This window comes from Cellulosimicrobium sp. GQ32 (assembly GCF_059758455.1).
Genome location: NZ_JCAXEP010000006.1, coordinates 183667 through 197498, shown reverse-complemented (window position 1 = coordinate 197498; position 13832 = coordinate 183667). Strand labels below are relative to the sequence as shown.

At 73.4% G+C, this 13832-nt stretch carries 15 protein-coding genes; 4 read left to right on the top strand and 11 right to left on the bottom strand.

Features of this window, described 5'->3' with window-relative positions; translation table 11 throughout:
- Positions 1-108: 108 nt before the first annotated feature.
- Positions 109-1068 carry a sulfite exporter TauE/SafE family protein gene (locus AC6CH9_RS12145; RefSeq protein ID WP_498155104.1) on the top strand — a complete coding sequence of 320 codons (960 nt, stop codon included), beginning with the start codon at positions 109-111 and terminating at the stop codon, positions 1066-1068.
- 26 nt (positions 1069-1094) lie between these two features.
- On the opposite strand, the gene AC6CH9_RS12140 is transcribed toward AC6CH9_RS12145, so the two are convergent.
- Entirely contained in the window at positions 1095-1829 is a 735-nt protein-coding gene (locus AC6CH9_RS12140; protein ID WP_498155103.1) for a glutamine amidotransferase, read from the bottom strand.
- Positions 1830-2054: 225 nt separating this feature from the next.
- Complete coding sequence (locus tag AC6CH9_RS12135) at positions 2055-2630, bottom strand: dihydrofolate reductase family protein (RefSeq protein ID WP_498155102.1); 576 nt, start codon at positions 2628-2630, stop codon at positions 2055-2057.
- Positions 2631-2733: 103 nt separating this feature from the next.
- Here AC6CH9_RS12135 and AC6CH9_RS12130 point away from each other — a divergent pair, with 103 nt between their 5' ends.
- Complete coding sequence (locus AC6CH9_RS12130; RefSeq protein WP_498155101.1) at positions 2734-3624, top strand: LysR family transcriptional regulator; 891 nt, start codon at positions 2734-2736, stop codon at positions 3622-3624.
- 3 nt (positions 3625-3627) lie between these two features.
- Here AC6CH9_RS12130 and AC6CH9_RS12125 read toward each other — a convergent pair whose 3' ends face one another.
- The 5 genes from AC6CH9_RS12125 to AC6CH9_RS12105 form a co-directional block, all read right to left on the bottom strand.
- Positions 3628-4434: an ABC transporter permease gene (locus AC6CH9_RS12125; RefSeq protein ID WP_498155100.1), complete on the bottom strand. Its 807-nt coding sequence runs from the start codon at positions 4432-4434 to the stop codon at positions 3628-3630.
- On the bottom strand, positions 4431-5486 hold the full coding sequence (locus AC6CH9_RS12120; RefSeq protein ID WP_498155099.1) for an ABC transporter ATP-binding protein: 1056 nt from the start codon (positions 5484-5486) through the stop codon (positions 4431-4433). The genes AC6CH9_RS12125 and AC6CH9_RS12120 overlap by 4 nt, the downstream gene beginning before the upstream one ends.
- Before the next feature lie 85 nt (positions 5487-5571).
- Positions 5572-6363 (bottom strand): hypothetical protein, encoded by a 792-nt coding sequence (locus AC6CH9_RS12115; RefSeq protein ID WP_498155098.1) that lies wholly within the window; start codon positions 6361-6363, stop codon positions 5572-5574.
- Complete coding sequence (locus AC6CH9_RS12110) at positions 6360-7355, bottom strand: ATP-binding cassette domain-containing protein (RefSeq protein ID WP_498155097.1); 996 nt, start codon at positions 7353-7355, stop codon at positions 6360-6362. The genes AC6CH9_RS12115 and AC6CH9_RS12110 overlap by 4 nt, the downstream gene beginning before the upstream one ends.
- Positions 7356-7360: 5 nt before the next feature.
- Positions 7361-7774 (bottom strand): GntR family transcriptional regulator, encoded by a 414-nt coding sequence (locus AC6CH9_RS12105; protein WP_053371777.1) that lies wholly within the window; start codon positions 7772-7774, stop codon positions 7361-7363.
- A 221-nt stretch (positions 7775-7995) separates the two neighbouring features.
- Here AC6CH9_RS12105 and AC6CH9_RS12100 point away from each other — a divergent pair, with 221 nt between their 5' ends.
- Positions 7996-8673 (top strand): hypothetical protein, encoded by a 678-nt coding sequence (locus AC6CH9_RS12100; protein WP_498155096.1) that lies wholly within the window; start codon positions 7996-7998, stop codon positions 8671-8673.
- A gap of 126 nt (positions 8674-8799) precedes the next feature.
- On the top strand, positions 8800-9207 hold the full coding sequence (locus AC6CH9_RS12095; RefSeq protein ID WP_498155095.1) for a VOC family protein: 408 nt from the start codon (positions 8800-8802) through the stop codon (positions 9205-9207).
- Between the two features lie 91 nt (positions 9208-9298).
- Here the strand turns inward: AC6CH9_RS12095 and AC6CH9_RS12090 are convergent, their stop codons facing one another.
- From AC6CH9_RS12090 to AC6CH9_RS12075, 4 genes are all read right to left on the bottom strand, one after another.
- The gene (locus AC6CH9_RS12090) at positions 9299-10417 is read right to left on the bottom strand and encodes an aspartate-semialdehyde dehydrogenase (RefSeq protein ID WP_498155094.1); all 1119 of its coding nucleotides are present in this window, start codon (positions 10415-10417) and stop codon (positions 9299-9301) included.
- 14 nt (positions 10418-10431) lie between these two features.
- The gene (locus AC6CH9_RS12085; protein ID WP_378233516.1) at positions 10432-11751 is read right to left on the bottom strand and encodes an aspartate kinase; all 1320 of its coding nucleotides are present in this window, start codon (positions 11749-11751) and stop codon (positions 10432-10434) included.
- A gap of 133 nt (positions 11752-11884) precedes the next feature.
- Positions 11885-12772, bottom strand: a complete 888-nt coding sequence (locus AC6CH9_RS12080) for a formate/nitrite transporter family protein (RefSeq protein WP_498155093.1) — start codon at positions 12770-12772, stop codon at positions 11885-11887.
- Positions 12773-12872: 100 nt separating this feature from the next.
- On the bottom strand, positions 12873-13598 hold the full coding sequence (locus AC6CH9_RS12075; RefSeq protein WP_498155092.1) for a TetR/AcrR family transcriptional regulator: 726 nt from the start codon (positions 13596-13598) through the stop codon (positions 12873-12875).
- Positions 13599-13832 lie beyond the last annotated feature (234 nt).

The following is a 13832-nucleotide window of genomic DNA, read 5'->3' as shown; positions in this document are numbered from 1 at the left end:
CGTTAACACTGGCCCACGATGTGGTCGGCGCTTCACATACTGGACTCGTTCGGTCAACCTTGTCAGGACACGTCGGGGCCGCCCCGGCCACCCGAGCAAGGAGACGCGGTGCGGACCCTCATCCTGCTGGCCCTCGTCGGCCTCGGTGCGCAGCTCGTCGACGGCAGCCTCGGCATGGCGTACGGCGTGACGTCCACGACGCTCCTGCTCGCGATCGGCACGAACCCCGCGGCGGCGTCGGCGACGATCCACCTGGCGGAGATCGGGACGACGCTCGCGTCGGGTGCGGCGCACTGGCGGTTCGGGAACGTGGACTGGAAGGTCGTCGTGCGGATCGGCGTCCCCGGCGCGATCGGCGCGTTCGCGGGCGCGACGTTCCTGTCGAACCTGTCGACGGAGCTCGCCGCGCCGGTCATGTCGCTGCTCCTCCTGGCGCTCGGTGTGTACGTGCTGTCGCGGTTCACGTTCGTCGGGCTGCCGAAGGGGCGCCAGGGTCTGCCGCTGCGCAAGCGTTTCCTCGCTCCGCTCGGCCTGGTCGCGGGCTTCGTCGACGCCACGGGCGGTGGCGGCTGGGGCCCGGTGGGGACGCCGGCGCTGCTCGCGTCGGGACGCATCGAGCCGCGCAAGGTCATCGGCTCGATCGACACGAGCGAGTTCCTCGTCGCGATCGCCGCGTCGCTCGGGTTCCTCGTCTCGCTGGGCTCGCAGGGCATCGACCTGCTGTGGGTGGGCGCGCTGCTGCTCGGCGGCCTGGTCGCGGCGCCGATCGCGGCCTGGCTCGTGCGGCTCCTGCCGCCGCGGATCCTCGGCTCGGCGGTCGGTGGCGTCATCGTCCTCACCAACGTCCGCACGCTGCTGCGCTCCGACTGGGTCGACGCGAGCGGCGCCGTCCAGGGCGTCGCGCTCGGGCTCGTCGCCGTCGTGTGGGCCGCCGCGGTCGCGTGGTCTGTCCGGGCGCACCGCCGCGCCGTCGCCCTGGCTGCCACCGAGCCGGTCGAGGCCGCCGAGCCGTCCGTGGACGTGGTGGCCACCGCTCCCGAGCCGCAGGCGGAGCCCGCCGCACGCTGACCCGGCCCACGCCGAGCGCATGCTCGTCAGTCGCGCGCGTAGCGACGGACGAACGCGGCCAGGATGCGGTGCGGAGCCCAGACGTCGCCGCGGCGCACGGTCTCCTCGACGTCCCCTGCCGCCTCGGGCGCGAAGTACCCGTAGTCGCGGTAGACGCCGATGCGCGTGAGGATCCCCTCCAGGTCCAGCTCGGGGTGGAACTGCGTCGCGTAGAGGTTCTCCTTCACCCGGAACATCTGGACCGGGCAGGCGTCCGACGTCGCGAGCAGCACCGCGTGCGCCGGCAGCTCCCGCACGGCCTCCTTGTGCCCGACGTACGCCTCGAACGCGTCGGGCAGGTCGGCGAGCAGCGGGTCGGCGCGGCCCTCGGCGGTGAGCCGGATCGTCACGGGCGAGATGGGCTCGGCGTAGGTGCCGTCGAGGACCGCCCCCTCGTGCAGACCGAGCGTCCCGACGCCGTAGCACGCGCCGAGGAACGGGACGTCGCGCTCGACGATCTCGTCGAGGAGCGGCGCGAGCTCGCGCTCGACGCGGCGCTGGGTCGTCGACTTGTCCGCCTCGGGCAGCGACGAGTCGAACGGGCTGCCGCCGACGATCACCCCGGAGTACGCGTCGAGGTCGATCGCCGGCAGCGGCCCGGCCTCCATCCGGACGCGGTGCAGCGCGTCAGGACGGAGCCGGGAGTACCGGAGCACGGCGGCGTGCTCGCCGTCCGCGGCGGGGTCCTCCGCCCGCGACGCGAGCAGCAGGAACGGCCTCATGCGCGTCAGGCTAGGCACGTGGGCGCGCCCACGCCCGCGGTGGGCGCAGGTCCGCGCCGGGGCCGCTCGCCCAGGTCGTCGAGCCCGCCGACGGCGGCGACGTCGCCCGCCCCGTGCCGACGGCGCTTACGACGCCGGCAGTGCGGCCGCAGGAGCCGGACCGTCACGACCGCACGAGCCGTGAAGAGCGACGCACGACGCCGGAGCACGCGCGCCGGGACGCGCTCAGGCACGGTCGTACGTGAGGACGGCGTTGCCGCCGTCGAACGTGGCGACGTCGGTGAGGTCGTAGGTCGTGGGCCGGAACGCGGCCGCGCCGAACGCGTTCCGCCCGGCGCCCGCGACCACCGGGTAGAGCTTGACGACGAGCCGGTCGATCTCGTCGAGGAGCGCGCCCGCGAGGACGCCGCCGCCCGCGAGGCAGATGTCGAGCGAGGAGTCCTCGGCCTTGAGCGCGCGCACGAGCGCGACCGGGTCGTCCCGCACGATCGTCACCGCCGGGTCGAGCTCGGGCTGCGACGACGAGACGACGTACTGGCGCAGGTGCGCGTACGGGCTCGTGATCCCGAGGTCGAGCGCGGGCTCGTAGGTCCGCCGGCCCATGACGATGGTGTCGAACGTCCGGTTGGGCTGGTCGTCGACCCCGAGCTGGCGGCGGCCGTGCGTGGGCAGGACGTCCGGGAACGTGTCGATCATCCGGGCGCTGTAGGCGTCGGAGGACGGGTAGAAGTCGACCTCGTCGTCGGGACCGGAGAGGAAGCCGTCGATGGACAGGGCCACGAAGTAGGTGAGTCGTCTCATGGCTCCAGCCTCGGATTCCGCCGATACGTGATCAATGACGCATGCTGGGGCGATCGTTCACCCGGCGTGAACGGTGCGCGGAGACGGAGGCAGAGGTGGCTGCGTGGACCTGAGGGACATCGAGATCTTCCTGACGCTCGCGGACGAGCTGCACTTCGGCCGGACCGCGGAGCGGCTCCACGTCTCCCCCGCGCGCGTCAGCCAGGCGATCAGCCGGCAGGAGCGCCGCATGGGGACCACCCTGTTCGAGCGCACGAGCCGTCGCGTCGAGCTCACGCCGGTGGGCGCCCGCCTGCGCGACGACCTGCGCCAGGGGTACGAGCTCATCCAGTCCGGCATCGCCGCGGCCAGCCGCACCGGCGAGCCCCCCGCCGGGGTCCTGCGCGTCGCCGCGATGGGCATCGTCGGCCACGAGCTCCAGCCCGTGGTCGACGAGTTCACCGCCCGGCACCCGGGGTGCTCGGTCGAGCGCCGCGAGTTCCACTTCTCGGACCCGTTCGGGTCGCTGCGCGAGAGCGTGGCCGACCTGCAGGTGACGTGGACGCCCGTGCGCGAGCCCGACGTCGTCGTGGGGCCGCGCGTGCTCACGGAGGGCCGCGTCCTCGCCGTCGCGGCGGGCCACCCGCTCGCGGGCGAGGACGAGGTCTCGATCGAGGTCCTCGGGGACCACACCGTGCTCGACCTCGGCACCGGCGTCCCCGCGTACTGGGAGGAGGCGATGCTGCCCCGCCGCACGCCCGCCGGGCGACCCGTGCTGCGCGGGCCGGTCGCGCGCACGTTCCACGAGGTGCTCACCGTGGTCGCCTCGGGCGTGGCTGTCACCCCGCTCAACGCGCACGTCCGGCGGTACTACACGCACCCGGGTGTCGTGTACGTGCCGATCGTCGACGTCCCCGACACCGAGTGGGTGCTCGTCTGGTCGCGCGACCGAGAGACCCCCGAGGTCCGTGCCTTCGCCGAGATCGCCCGCGAGCTGGGCCCGCGGGCGATCTGAGGCTCAGCTCCAGCGGAAGAGCTTCACCGCGAGCGGGAGGAGCACGGCGGTCCACGCGACCATCACGACGAGCTGGAGCGTGGGGACCTCCGTCTCGAACCAGCCCGCCGACATCGCCTGGGCGGCGGCCCCGAGCGGGGAGAACTGCCCGATGTCCCGCACGACGTCGGGCATGATCGGCCCCGGCGTCCACATGCCCGAGAGGAAGAGCATCGGGAAGTAGACGAGGTTCCCGATCGCCGACGCGGTGCTCCCCTTGGCGGCGACCGCCGCGACGACCATGCCGAGCGAGAGCATGGACAGGACGGTGAGCCCGAAGGCCAGCACGACCGTCGCCGGGCTGACGGGCGCGGCGAGGCCGAACACGACCTGGCCCACGACGAGCGCGAGCACCGCGGACACGGCGATCGCGCCGAGGTTGATGAGCAGGTGGGCGACGACGACGCCCTGCGGGCGCATCGGCGTCGTCGACAGCCGGCGGAGCAGCCCCTTCTCGCGGGCCGTCGCGAAGGTCACGGGCATCGTCGTCAGCGCAGGCGTCGCCACCGCGGCGGCGAGGACGATCGGCACGTAGGTCGCGATCGCCGTCAGACCGTCCCAGGGTGCGCCCGCCCCGGTGATCGGCTCCCGCATGCCCGGGATCGCGAGCCCGACGCCGACCAGCAGGACCGTGGGGAAGACGAGCGCGAAGAACACGGCCGTGCCGTCGCGCAGGAACAGGCGGGCCTCGGTCCGCAGGAGCGTCCCGAAGCCGCGCCACCCCGACCGGGTGGCGGGGACGCGGGTCAGGGTCGTCGTCGCGGCGGTCATCGGGAGGCTCCCTCGGGCAGGGCCACGGAGTCCGCGGCGTGGTCGTAGGTCCGGCCCGTCACGGCGACGAACACGTCCTCGAGCGTCCGCGTGACGGTCCGGACGTCGTCGGGCACGACCTCCTGCTCGGCGAGCGCGAGCACGACGGCGAGCAGCACCCGGCGCGTCCCGGTCACCTCGATCTCGCGCCCGTCCACCTCGACGTGCTCGACGTCGGCCAGGCCGGCGAGCGTGTGCAGCGTCAGGTCGTGGTCGGCCGGGGGCACGCGCAGGCGGACCGTGCGCGACGTGTCGACGGAGTCGATGAGCTCGGCGGGCGTGCCCTGCGCGACGACGCGGCCGCCGTCGATGATGACGAGCCGGTCGCACAGGCGCTCCGCCTCCTCCATGAAGTGCGTGACGAGCAGGATCGTCACGCCCCGGTCCCGCACGCGCTCGACGAGCTCCCAGGTCGCCCGGCGGGCGGCCGGGTCGAGGCCGGTGGTCAGCTCGTCGAGGACCGCGACCCGCGGGTCGCCGACGAGCGCCAGGGCGATCGACAGGCGCTGCTTCTGCCCGCCCGAGAGCTTGCCGAACGCGACGCGGCGGTGCTCGGCGAGGTCGAGGAGGTCGAGCAGCTCCTCGACGTCCGACGGCGCCTCGTAGAAGGACGCGAAGAGGCGCAGCGCCTCCTCGACCGTGATCTTCTCGTGGAGCGCGGCCTCCTGGAGCTGGACGCCGACGGCGTCGCGCACCGCGGCCGGGTCGGCCTGCGGGTCGACCCCGAGGACGCGGATCGCGCCGCCGTCCGCCTCGCGCAGGCCGGCGAGGCACTCGACGGTCGTCGTCTTGCCGGCACCGTTCGGGCCGAGGATGCCGAAGATCTCGCCCGGCGCGACGGAGAGGCTCACGTCCTCGACGGCGACCTTGCGGGCGTCGGAGCCACGGGGCCCCGGGTAGGTCTTGCGCAGGTTCCGGACCTCGACGACAGGCGCGGTCTCGGCGAGCGCGACGGCGGTCGGGACGGGCGACGCGGAGGTCGCGGCGCCGGCGGGCGGTGGAGCGGTGCTCATGGTGGCCTCCTGGAGGGTGTGCGCCACCCACGGACGGCGCGGCGCGCCGCCCGGGAGGGCTTCGGTGTGGGGTGCTGCGGGCCGGTCAGGCGCTCGCGCTGGCGGCGAACTCGACCGGTTGGATCGCGACGCCACGCAGGACGACGCGCAGGAGCAGGGCGGCGAGCACGACCCCGAGCGCCCCGCCGAGGACGGCGAGCGCGACGGGGGTGCCGTCGAGACCGACGACGCGCGCGAGCGCGTGGCCGAAGAACCCGGACCGCAGGAAGATCTCGCTGATCACCACGGGCACCAGCGACACGAGCACGAGGAGCACCCCGCGCAGGAACCCGAACCCGTAGAAGCCGGCGGCGATCACCATCCCGGCCAGGTAGTACACGACGCAGAAGAGCCCCTCGACGAGGACCGTCAGACCCACCTGCGAGCCGTCGACGTAGAGCTGCGCGAGCTCCGGCTCGGTCGCCCACCCGGAGCGGCGGAACAGCGCCCACTCGCCCCACTTCACGAGCGCCGTCGCGACGCCGAACGTCATGCCCGACACGGCCGCGCCGATCCACAGCCCGTGCGTGTACGAGCGGCGGGTGCCGCCCGACGCCACGTGCACGGCGATCGTCATGAGGGGCAGGATGATGCCCATCACGAAGAGGAAGAACTTCGCCGAGCCGGCGACTCCCCCGACCGCCTCGATGCTCACGTCGTCGTTGCGCTCCATGATCCAGAGGATCAGCGCTCCGACGGCGAGCGCGATCGCCCAGAACCAGACCCCGACGTACCAGGTGCCGCCGATGAAGTACCAGGCGACCGCCCTGACGCCGCGCCGGTGGGCGGCGGACTCGAGGGCGCGGCGCTCGGCGCTGCGCCGGGTCGTGGCGGTCATCGCGTCGTCTCCGTCCCGGCCTCGGAACCCGGGCGCCCGGTGCGCGTCAGGTGGACGAACAGGTCCTGCACGGGCACGGCGCCGACCTCGAGCCCGGCCTCCACCGCGGCGGCACGCTCGTCCTCGGCGAACGTGCCGAAGAGCGTCACCTGGGCCGTGCCGCCGAGCCGTTGCCGGGCGAGCACCTCGCGACCGACAACGTGCCGCTCGACGACCTCGGCCGGGCCGGTGAGGCTCACGCCCCGGGCCCGGACGTCGTCGGCGTTCTCGGCGAGCAGGACGCGTCCTCGGTCGATGATCACGACGTCCTCGAAGACGCGCTCCACCTCGGTGATGAGGTGGCTCGACAGCAGGACCGTGCGCGGGTGCTCGGCGTAGTCGGCGACGAGCGCGTCGTAGAACGCGTAGCGGCTCGGGGCGTCCATGCCGAGGTAGACCTCGTCGAAGATCGTCAGGGGCGCGCGCGACGCGAGGCCGACGACCGCGCCGAGCGCGGACCGCTTGCCGCGCGACATCTCGGTCGGCTTCTTGCGGACGTCCACCTCGAGCTCGTCGAGCAGGCGCGCGGCGAGATCGGCGTCCCAGTGCGGGCGCAGGTCGGCGTAGTACTCGAGCGTGTCGCGCGCCTTGTCCGTCTCCCACACGTCGCCGCTCTCGCGGACGAGCTGGGTGTGCATGGTCGCCCACACGTTCTCGAACGGGTCCTCGAGCTCGCCCGGCCGGCCCACGCGCACCGTCCCGGCGGTGGGCCGGCGGAAGGCAGCGAGCAGGGCGGCGAGCGTCGTCTTGCCCGCGCCGTTGCGCCCCAGCAGGCCGGTGATGACGCCGGGACGGACGGTGAGCGTCGCGCCGTCCAGAGCGGGGACGTCGTCGCTGCGCGGGTAGCGCACGACGACGTCGCGCACCTCGGCGGCGAAGGGTGCCGGGGCCGTGGTCGCGGTCGGGGCGGGCGGCTTCTGGTCGGGGGTGCGGCGGGTGGGCCGGGCGGTCACGGGTCTCACCTCGGGGCGGGGTCGGTAGTCGGGCCGGTACGAGGGTCGCCGGACGAGCCGGCGGGTCGCGGCCGGCCGAGGACGTAGTCCACGATCTCGGCCGTCGGGATGTCGAGGAGGTCGGCCTGCGCGAGCGCGGGCGCGAGGACCTCGTCGAAGAACCGGGCGCGGTGGTCGGCGAGGAGCTGCTCCCGCGCCCCCGGCGCGACGAACATCCCGAGCCCGCGGCGCTTGTAGAGGACGCCCTCGTCGACCAGGCCGGCGAACGCCTTGGCGGCCGTCGCCGGGTTGATGCGGAACGTCGTCGCGAACTGCGTCGTCGACATGACCTGCTCCTCCTCCGCGAGCTCGCCCGCGAGCACCTGCGCCCGGATCATCTGCGCGATCTGGAGGTAGATGGGCTCCGGTCCGTCGAACATGGGCCCCATCCTCTCCCGCCTCGCGTGTTCTGTGGTTCATTACTCCACCAATGAACCATAGATGCAATCGATCCTGCAACCCCCTCCGCGAGGTAGAGCCCTGGTCTCGCGAGGTAGAGCCCTGGTCACGCGAGGTAGAGCCCTGGTCTCGCGAGGTAGAGCCCTGGTCACGCGAGGAGGCACCCTGGGAGTGACCAGGGCTCTACCTCGCGGGAGGCGGTGTGGACGGAGCGTGCGAGCTTGCGGGCGGGGCGCCCTGGGCCGAGCCGCTGAGCACCTGGACGAGCCTCGCGTTCGTCGTCGCGGGCACGGCCGTCGTGGTGGCGGCGCTGCGCCCCCGCCCGGGGCCGTCGTCGGGCACGCTCCGGCCCGACGACGCAGCGACGACACGCCTGCACGTCGCCTTCGGGGTCCTGGTCGCCCTGGTCGGCGCGGGCTCGGTGGTCCAGCACGGGCCGTCACCGTCGTGGAACCCGGTCGTGCACGACCCGCCGCTGCTCGGCGCGCTCGCGCTCGTCGCCGCGGACGCGGTCGCGGACCTGACCGGGCGCCGGCTGCGGACGTGGTGGTGGCTCGCCCCGACGCTGCTGGGCGTGCCGCTCGCCGCCGTGGCGCCCCCGTGGTCGACCACGGCCCAGGTGGTCGCGGCCGTCGTGGCCGTGGGCGCGAGCACCCTGCGGGCGTGGCGTCGCCCCGCCGTCCGACGCCGCACCGTCACCGCGCTCGTGCTGCTCGCCGTGGGCGGTGGGGTCGGGACGCTCAGCCGCCCCGGGTGGCCGCTGTGCGACGCCGGCGGGCCGCTCGGCGTCACGCTCCAGGGGCACGCCGTCTGGCACGTGCTCGCCGCGACCGCGCTGTGGCTGCTCGCCCCGACGCTCGGGACCCGCACGACGTCCTGACGGCGGACCGTTCACCCGCTCTGTGCGGTACCCACCGCGGCTCTCCGGTGGGACCCTGGAAAGATCCGGCGTCCGCGGCGGGTCACGCCCTCCGGCCGCCGGCGGTCACGAAGGAGTGAGACGACGATGGTCAACATTCGGCGCGGGTTCTCCAGCTTCTCGGCGGACGACCTCGACGCGGCGCGCGATTTCTACGGGAGCACCCTCGGGCTCCCCGTCACGGCACTCGACGACGGGGGCGGTCTGGTGCTCCACCTGGGCGGCGGCTCGGACGTGTTCGTCTACCCGAAGGAGGACCATCGGCCGGCCGCCTTCACGGTCATGCACCTCACCGTCGACGACGTGGACCAGGTCGTCGACGAGCTCACCGCGAAGGGCGTGACGTTCGAGCGCTACGAGGGGTTCGACCAGGACGAGAAGGGCATCGTGCGCGGGTTCATGGAGGGCGGCGACGGAGCCTGGTTCACCGACCCGGCCGGCAACATCGTCGGCCTCGCCGACGGCGAGAACATGGCTCGCATGGTCGAGGGCTGAGTCCCGGACCTTCTGCCGCGAGGTAGAGCCCTGGTCGATGACCAGGGCTCTACCTCGCGGTACCAGGGCTCTACCTCGCGGTACCAGGGCTCTACTTCGCGAGGGCCGGGGTGAACGCCGCGCGGACGGCGTCGAGGTCCTGCGCGACGAGCTCGGCGAGCTGCACCGCGTTGAGCGCGGCGCCCTTGCGGAGGTTGTCGTTCGACACGAACAGCACGAGGCCGCGCCCGCCGGGGACGGACTGGTCGGTACGGATGCGGCCGACGAACGACGGGTCCTGGCCGGCCGCCTCGAGCGGGTTCGGCACGTCCGCGAGCACGACACCCGGCGCGGCGGCGAGGATCTCGCGCGCGCGGTCGGGCGTGATCGCGGCGCCGAACTCGGCGTGGATCGCGAGCGAGTGGCCGGTGAACACCGGGACGCGCACGCAGGTCCCGGCGACCGCGAGCTCGGGCAGGCCGAGGATCTTGCGCGACTCGTTGCGCAGCTTCTTCTCCTCGTCCGTCTCCTCCTGCCCGTCGTCGACGATCGACCCGGCGAGCGGGACGACGTTGAACGCGACGTTGCGCGGGAAGACGGCGGGCTCGGGGAAGGCGACCGCGCCGCCGTCGTGCACGAGCCCGACGAGCCCGGCGCCCGTGCCCTCGGCCGCCGCCCCCGCGACGGCCTGGGCGCGCAGCTCCTCCGCGCCGGCGAGCCCGGCGCCGGACACGGCCTGGTACGTCGCGACGATCAGGCGCTCCAGCCCGGCCTCGTCCGCGAGCGGCTTGAGCACCGGCATCGCGGCCATGGTCGTGCAGTTCGGGTTGGCGATGATGCCCTTGCGCGCCTCGCGCAGTGCGGCGGGGTTGACCTCGGACACGACGAGCGGGACGTCGGGGTCCATGCGCCACGCGGACGAGTTGTCGATCACGACGGCGCCCGCCTCGGCGAAGCGCTCCGCCTGCGCCTTCGAGGTCGCGCCGCCCGCGGAGAACAGGGCGACGTCGATCCCCCGGAGGTCGTCGGTCGAGGTCGCGGCGACGTCCTCCACGACGACGTCGGTCCCGCGCCACGGGAGCGTCGACCCGGCGGAGCGGGCGGACGCGAAGTAGCGGATGCTCGCGACGGGGAGGTCGCGCTCGTCGAGGAGCCGGCGCATGACGGCGCCCACCTGGCCGGTCGCGCCGACGACGGCGACGTGCAGGCCCTGACGGTTCTCGGTGCTCATGGTTCCTCGTCCTCTCAGCGGCCGGTGCCGGCGTAGACGACGGCCTCGCCGTCGGCGGCGTCGAGCTCGAACGCGGTGTGCACGGCGCGCACCGCATCGTCGAGCGAGTCCTCGCGGGTCACGACGGAGATGCGGATCTCCGAGGTGGAGATCATCTCGATGTTGATGCCTGCGTCGCGCAAGGCACCGAAGAGCTTCGCGGAGACGCCCGGGTGCGACTTCATGCCCGCCCCGACGAGCGAGAGCTTGCCGATCTGGTCGTCGAACTGGAGCGAGTCGAACCCGATCTCGCCCTGGAGCGCGGACAGCGCCGACATCGCGGCCGGGCCGTCGCCCTCGGGCAGCGAGAACGAGATGTCGGTCAGGCCCGTCCGGGCGGCCGAGACGTTCTGCACGATCATGTCGATGTTCACGCCCGAGCCCGCGACGACCTCGAAGATGCGCGCGGCCGTCCCGGGCACGTCGGGCACCCCGACGACGGTGATCTTGGCCTCGCTGCGGTCGTGCGCGACGCCGGAGATGATCGGGTCTTCCATGACGGTCTCCTCGGGAAGGTCTGCGGGGCTGGGAGCGGCGCCGGCGGGCCGGGGCGCGGAGTAGGCGTCCGCGCTGACGAACGTGCCTTCCTTGCCGCTGAACGACGAGCGCACGTGGATCGGCACGCCGTACCGGCGGCCGTACTCGACGCAGCGCAGCGCGAGGACCTTGGCCCCGCTCGCCGCCATCTCGAGCATCTCCTCGTACGTGATGCGGTCGATCTTGCGTGCGTTCGGCACGATGCGCGGGTCGGCCGTGAAGATGCCGTCCACGTCGGTGTAGATCTCGCACACGTCGGCGTCGAGACCGGCCGCGAGCGCGACGGCGGTCGTGTCCGACCCGCCGCGACCGAGCGTCGTCACGTCGTTCGTCGACTGCGTGACGCCCTGGAAGCCCGCGACGATCGCGACCTGGCCCCGCTCGATCGTCTCCCGGATGCGGTGCGGGACGACGTCGACGATGCGCGCCTTGCCGTGCACGGCGTCGGTGATCACGCCGGCCTGCTGGCCCGTGAACGACTTCGCCTTGACGCCCAGGCTGTTGATCGCCATCGCGAGCAGCGACATCGAGATGCGCTCGCCCGCGGTGAGGAGGATGTCCATCTCGCGCTGCGGCGGGAGAGGGGTGACCTGCTGCGCGAGGTCGATGAGCTCGTCCGTCGTGTCGCCCATCGCCGAGACCACGACGACGACGTCGTGACCGGCCCGCTTGGTCTGCGCGATGCGCTTGGCCACGCGCTTGATGCTCTCGGCGTCCGAGACCGACGAACCGCCGTACTTCTGCACGACAAGTGCCACGTGCTGCTCCATCTGTCGCCGGCCTCCGTCTCTCTCAACGGCCCGCCGGGTGCTTGTGGGTCGATCGATGATACGCACGCGTCCCGCGTTCCGGCCAAGCCCGTCCCGCCATGCGGGCCCGGGCGGCGCGGCGTCAGCCCGCGCGGTGGCTCCGGTCGAGGGGCGCGGTCGCGCGCCGGATCGCCGGCACGGGGAGCACGACCGGCCGGGGGGTCGCGTCCGTCGAGGGCGCACCGCGCTCGGCGTCTCGCGTCGGGCCCGCGACGACGACGTAGGCGAGGCCGACGACGAGGGCGCCGCCGACGAGGTTGCCGAGGCCGACCCAGGTGAGGTTGCGGGCGAAGTCGGCCCACGTCGTCGGGCCCAGGTCGCCGAAGAGGCCGAGCGAGAAGGTCGTCATGTTGGCGACCACGTGCTCGAACCCGGAGGCGATGAACGCGAGGATCGCCCAGAACAGGACGATCGCCTTGCCCGCCTCGGAGGCCAGGCGACCACAGGCCCAGATCGCGGCGCACACGAGAAGGTTGCACAGGACGCCGCGGAAGAAGAGCTCGCCGCCGGTCTCGTGGGCCTTCGCGCGCAGCATGGACGCGACCATCTCCCCTGCGGCCGCGTTGGAGTGCAGGACGCCGGCCCTCGTGACGGCGAACGCGAAGAGCATCGAGCCGGCGAGGTTGCCGACGAGGCACAGGGCGAGGGTGAGGACGGCGTCGCGCACCCGGACGGCGCGCGTCGCGACGCCCTGGGCGAGGATCATCATGGCGGACGTCGCGAGCTCGGCCCCGGCGAACACGACGAGGGTCAACGCCGCGGCGAACACGCCCCCGGCGACCAGCCGCTCCCCCGGCGACCCGGCCGCGAGGAAGGGCCCGGCCGTCGCGACCATGAGCACGACGCCGACGCCGATGTACGCGCCCGCGAGCATCGCGGCGACGATGTAGCGCGCCGGACGTCTCGCCGAACCGACCTTCTTCCGGGCCGCCTCCGACTGAGTGGTCAACGCCTGGGCGAGGGTCTGCACGACCTCGATCCTCGCCGTCGCCGGACGGCCCGGACAGGGTCCGTGGTCGTGACCACGCGGGACCGAAGGTCCGCGGGCGACGGGGCGCCGCGCCCCGGGGTCAGGCCCCCACGGCCCCCACGGGCTGCCCGGCCGCCTCGGCGGGCACGACGCCGTCGAGCGCCACGGGCTGCTCTCCGCCGCTCGTGCCGTCGAGGCCGAGCGGGGACGGGCGCGGGTCGAGCACCGCGGCGACGATCGCCTCGATCGCGAACTGGCTCGCCTCGCCGAGGTCCACCTGCGTGGGATCGAGGAGCCACTGGACCTGGAGCCCGTCCATGACGGCGAGGATCGACGCCGACGCGTGCCGGACGGTCGCGGGGACGGCGACGCCCCGCTCCGCGCACAGCGCCTCGAACGCCTCGACGGCCTCGCTCCGCAGCGTGCGGTACCGGCCCTCGAAGAAGGCACGCGCGGGGTGGTCGTCGGTCACGGACTCCGCGGAGAGCACGGCGTACGTCTGCACGATCCCGGCGCGCTGCGCGTTGAGGAACGCCGTGCGGACCAGGTGGCGGAACATGTCGATGCCGCCCGGGATGTGCTGCCCGTCGAGGCCGGCGACGTCGCTCTCGTCGCGGTAGCGCAGCACCTCGAGGAGGAGGTGGTCCTTGGACCCGAAGTGGTGCAGGATCCCGGCGTGGGTCATGTCGACCTGCTCCGCGATCTCCGCCAGGGGGCCGTTGTGGTAGCCCTTGCTCCCGAAGGTCGCCATGGCGGCCTTGAGGATCTCCTCGCGGCGCCGGAGGGTCTCCTCCCGCACGCGGGGGCGCCGCCTGCTCGTGGTCATCGCCTCGTCACTTCCTCGTCGTGGTGCCCGGTGCGCCACCGTCGGCGCCGACGTCGGCGCCCCGGCACCGAGCACGTCCTCGGGCCGTCGCCGTCCGGGGGTGATCCTACGCACGCGACGACACCTCCGAGCCACGCTCCCGCCCAAGGTCACGGTGAGATATCGATCTGACCTGCGGAAACGTAGATTCTTGCCAACTTACTGACTGCACGGTAAGTTCTCCGCTCGACAGAC

Excerpts from the sequence above, each read along its gene's own strand:
- AC6CH9_RS12140 (WP_498155103.1), bottom strand. The coding sequence starts at position 1,829 with ATGAGGCCGTTCCTGCTGCTCGCGTCGCGGGCGGAGGACCCCGCCGCG.
- AC6CH9_RS12135 (WP_498155102.1), bottom strand. The coding sequence starts at position 2,630 with ATGAGACGACTCACCTACTTCGTGGCCCTGTCCATCGACGGCTTCCTC.
- AC6CH9_RS12125 (WP_498155100.1), bottom strand. The coding sequence starts at position 4,434 with ATGACCGCCGCGACGACGACCCTGACCCGCGTCCCCGCCACCCGGTCG.
- AC6CH9_RS12120 (WP_498155099.1), bottom strand. The coding sequence starts at position 5,486 with ATGAGCACCGCTCCACCGCCCGCCGGCGCCGCGACCTCCGCGTCGCCC.
- AC6CH9_RS12115 (WP_498155098.1), bottom strand. The coding sequence starts at position 6,363 with ATGACCGCCACGACCCGGCGCAGCGCCGAGCGCCGCGCCCTCGAGTCC.
- AC6CH9_RS12105 (WP_053371777.1), bottom strand. The coding sequence starts at position 7,774 with ATGTTCGACGGACCGGAGCCCATCTACCTCCAGATCGCGCAGATGATC.
- AC6CH9_RS12095 (WP_498155095.1), top strand. The coding sequence starts at position 8,800 with ATGGTCAACATTCGGCGCGGGTTCTCCAGCTTCTCGGCGGACGACCTC.
- AC6CH9_RS12090 (WP_498155094.1), bottom strand. The coding sequence starts at position 10,417 with ATGAGCACCGAGAACCGTCAGGGCCTGCACGTCGCCGTCGTCGGCGCG.
- AC6CH9_RS12075 (WP_498155092.1), bottom strand. The coding sequence starts at position 13,598 with ATGACCACGAGCAGGCGGCGCCCCCGCGTGCGGGAGGAGACCCTCCGG.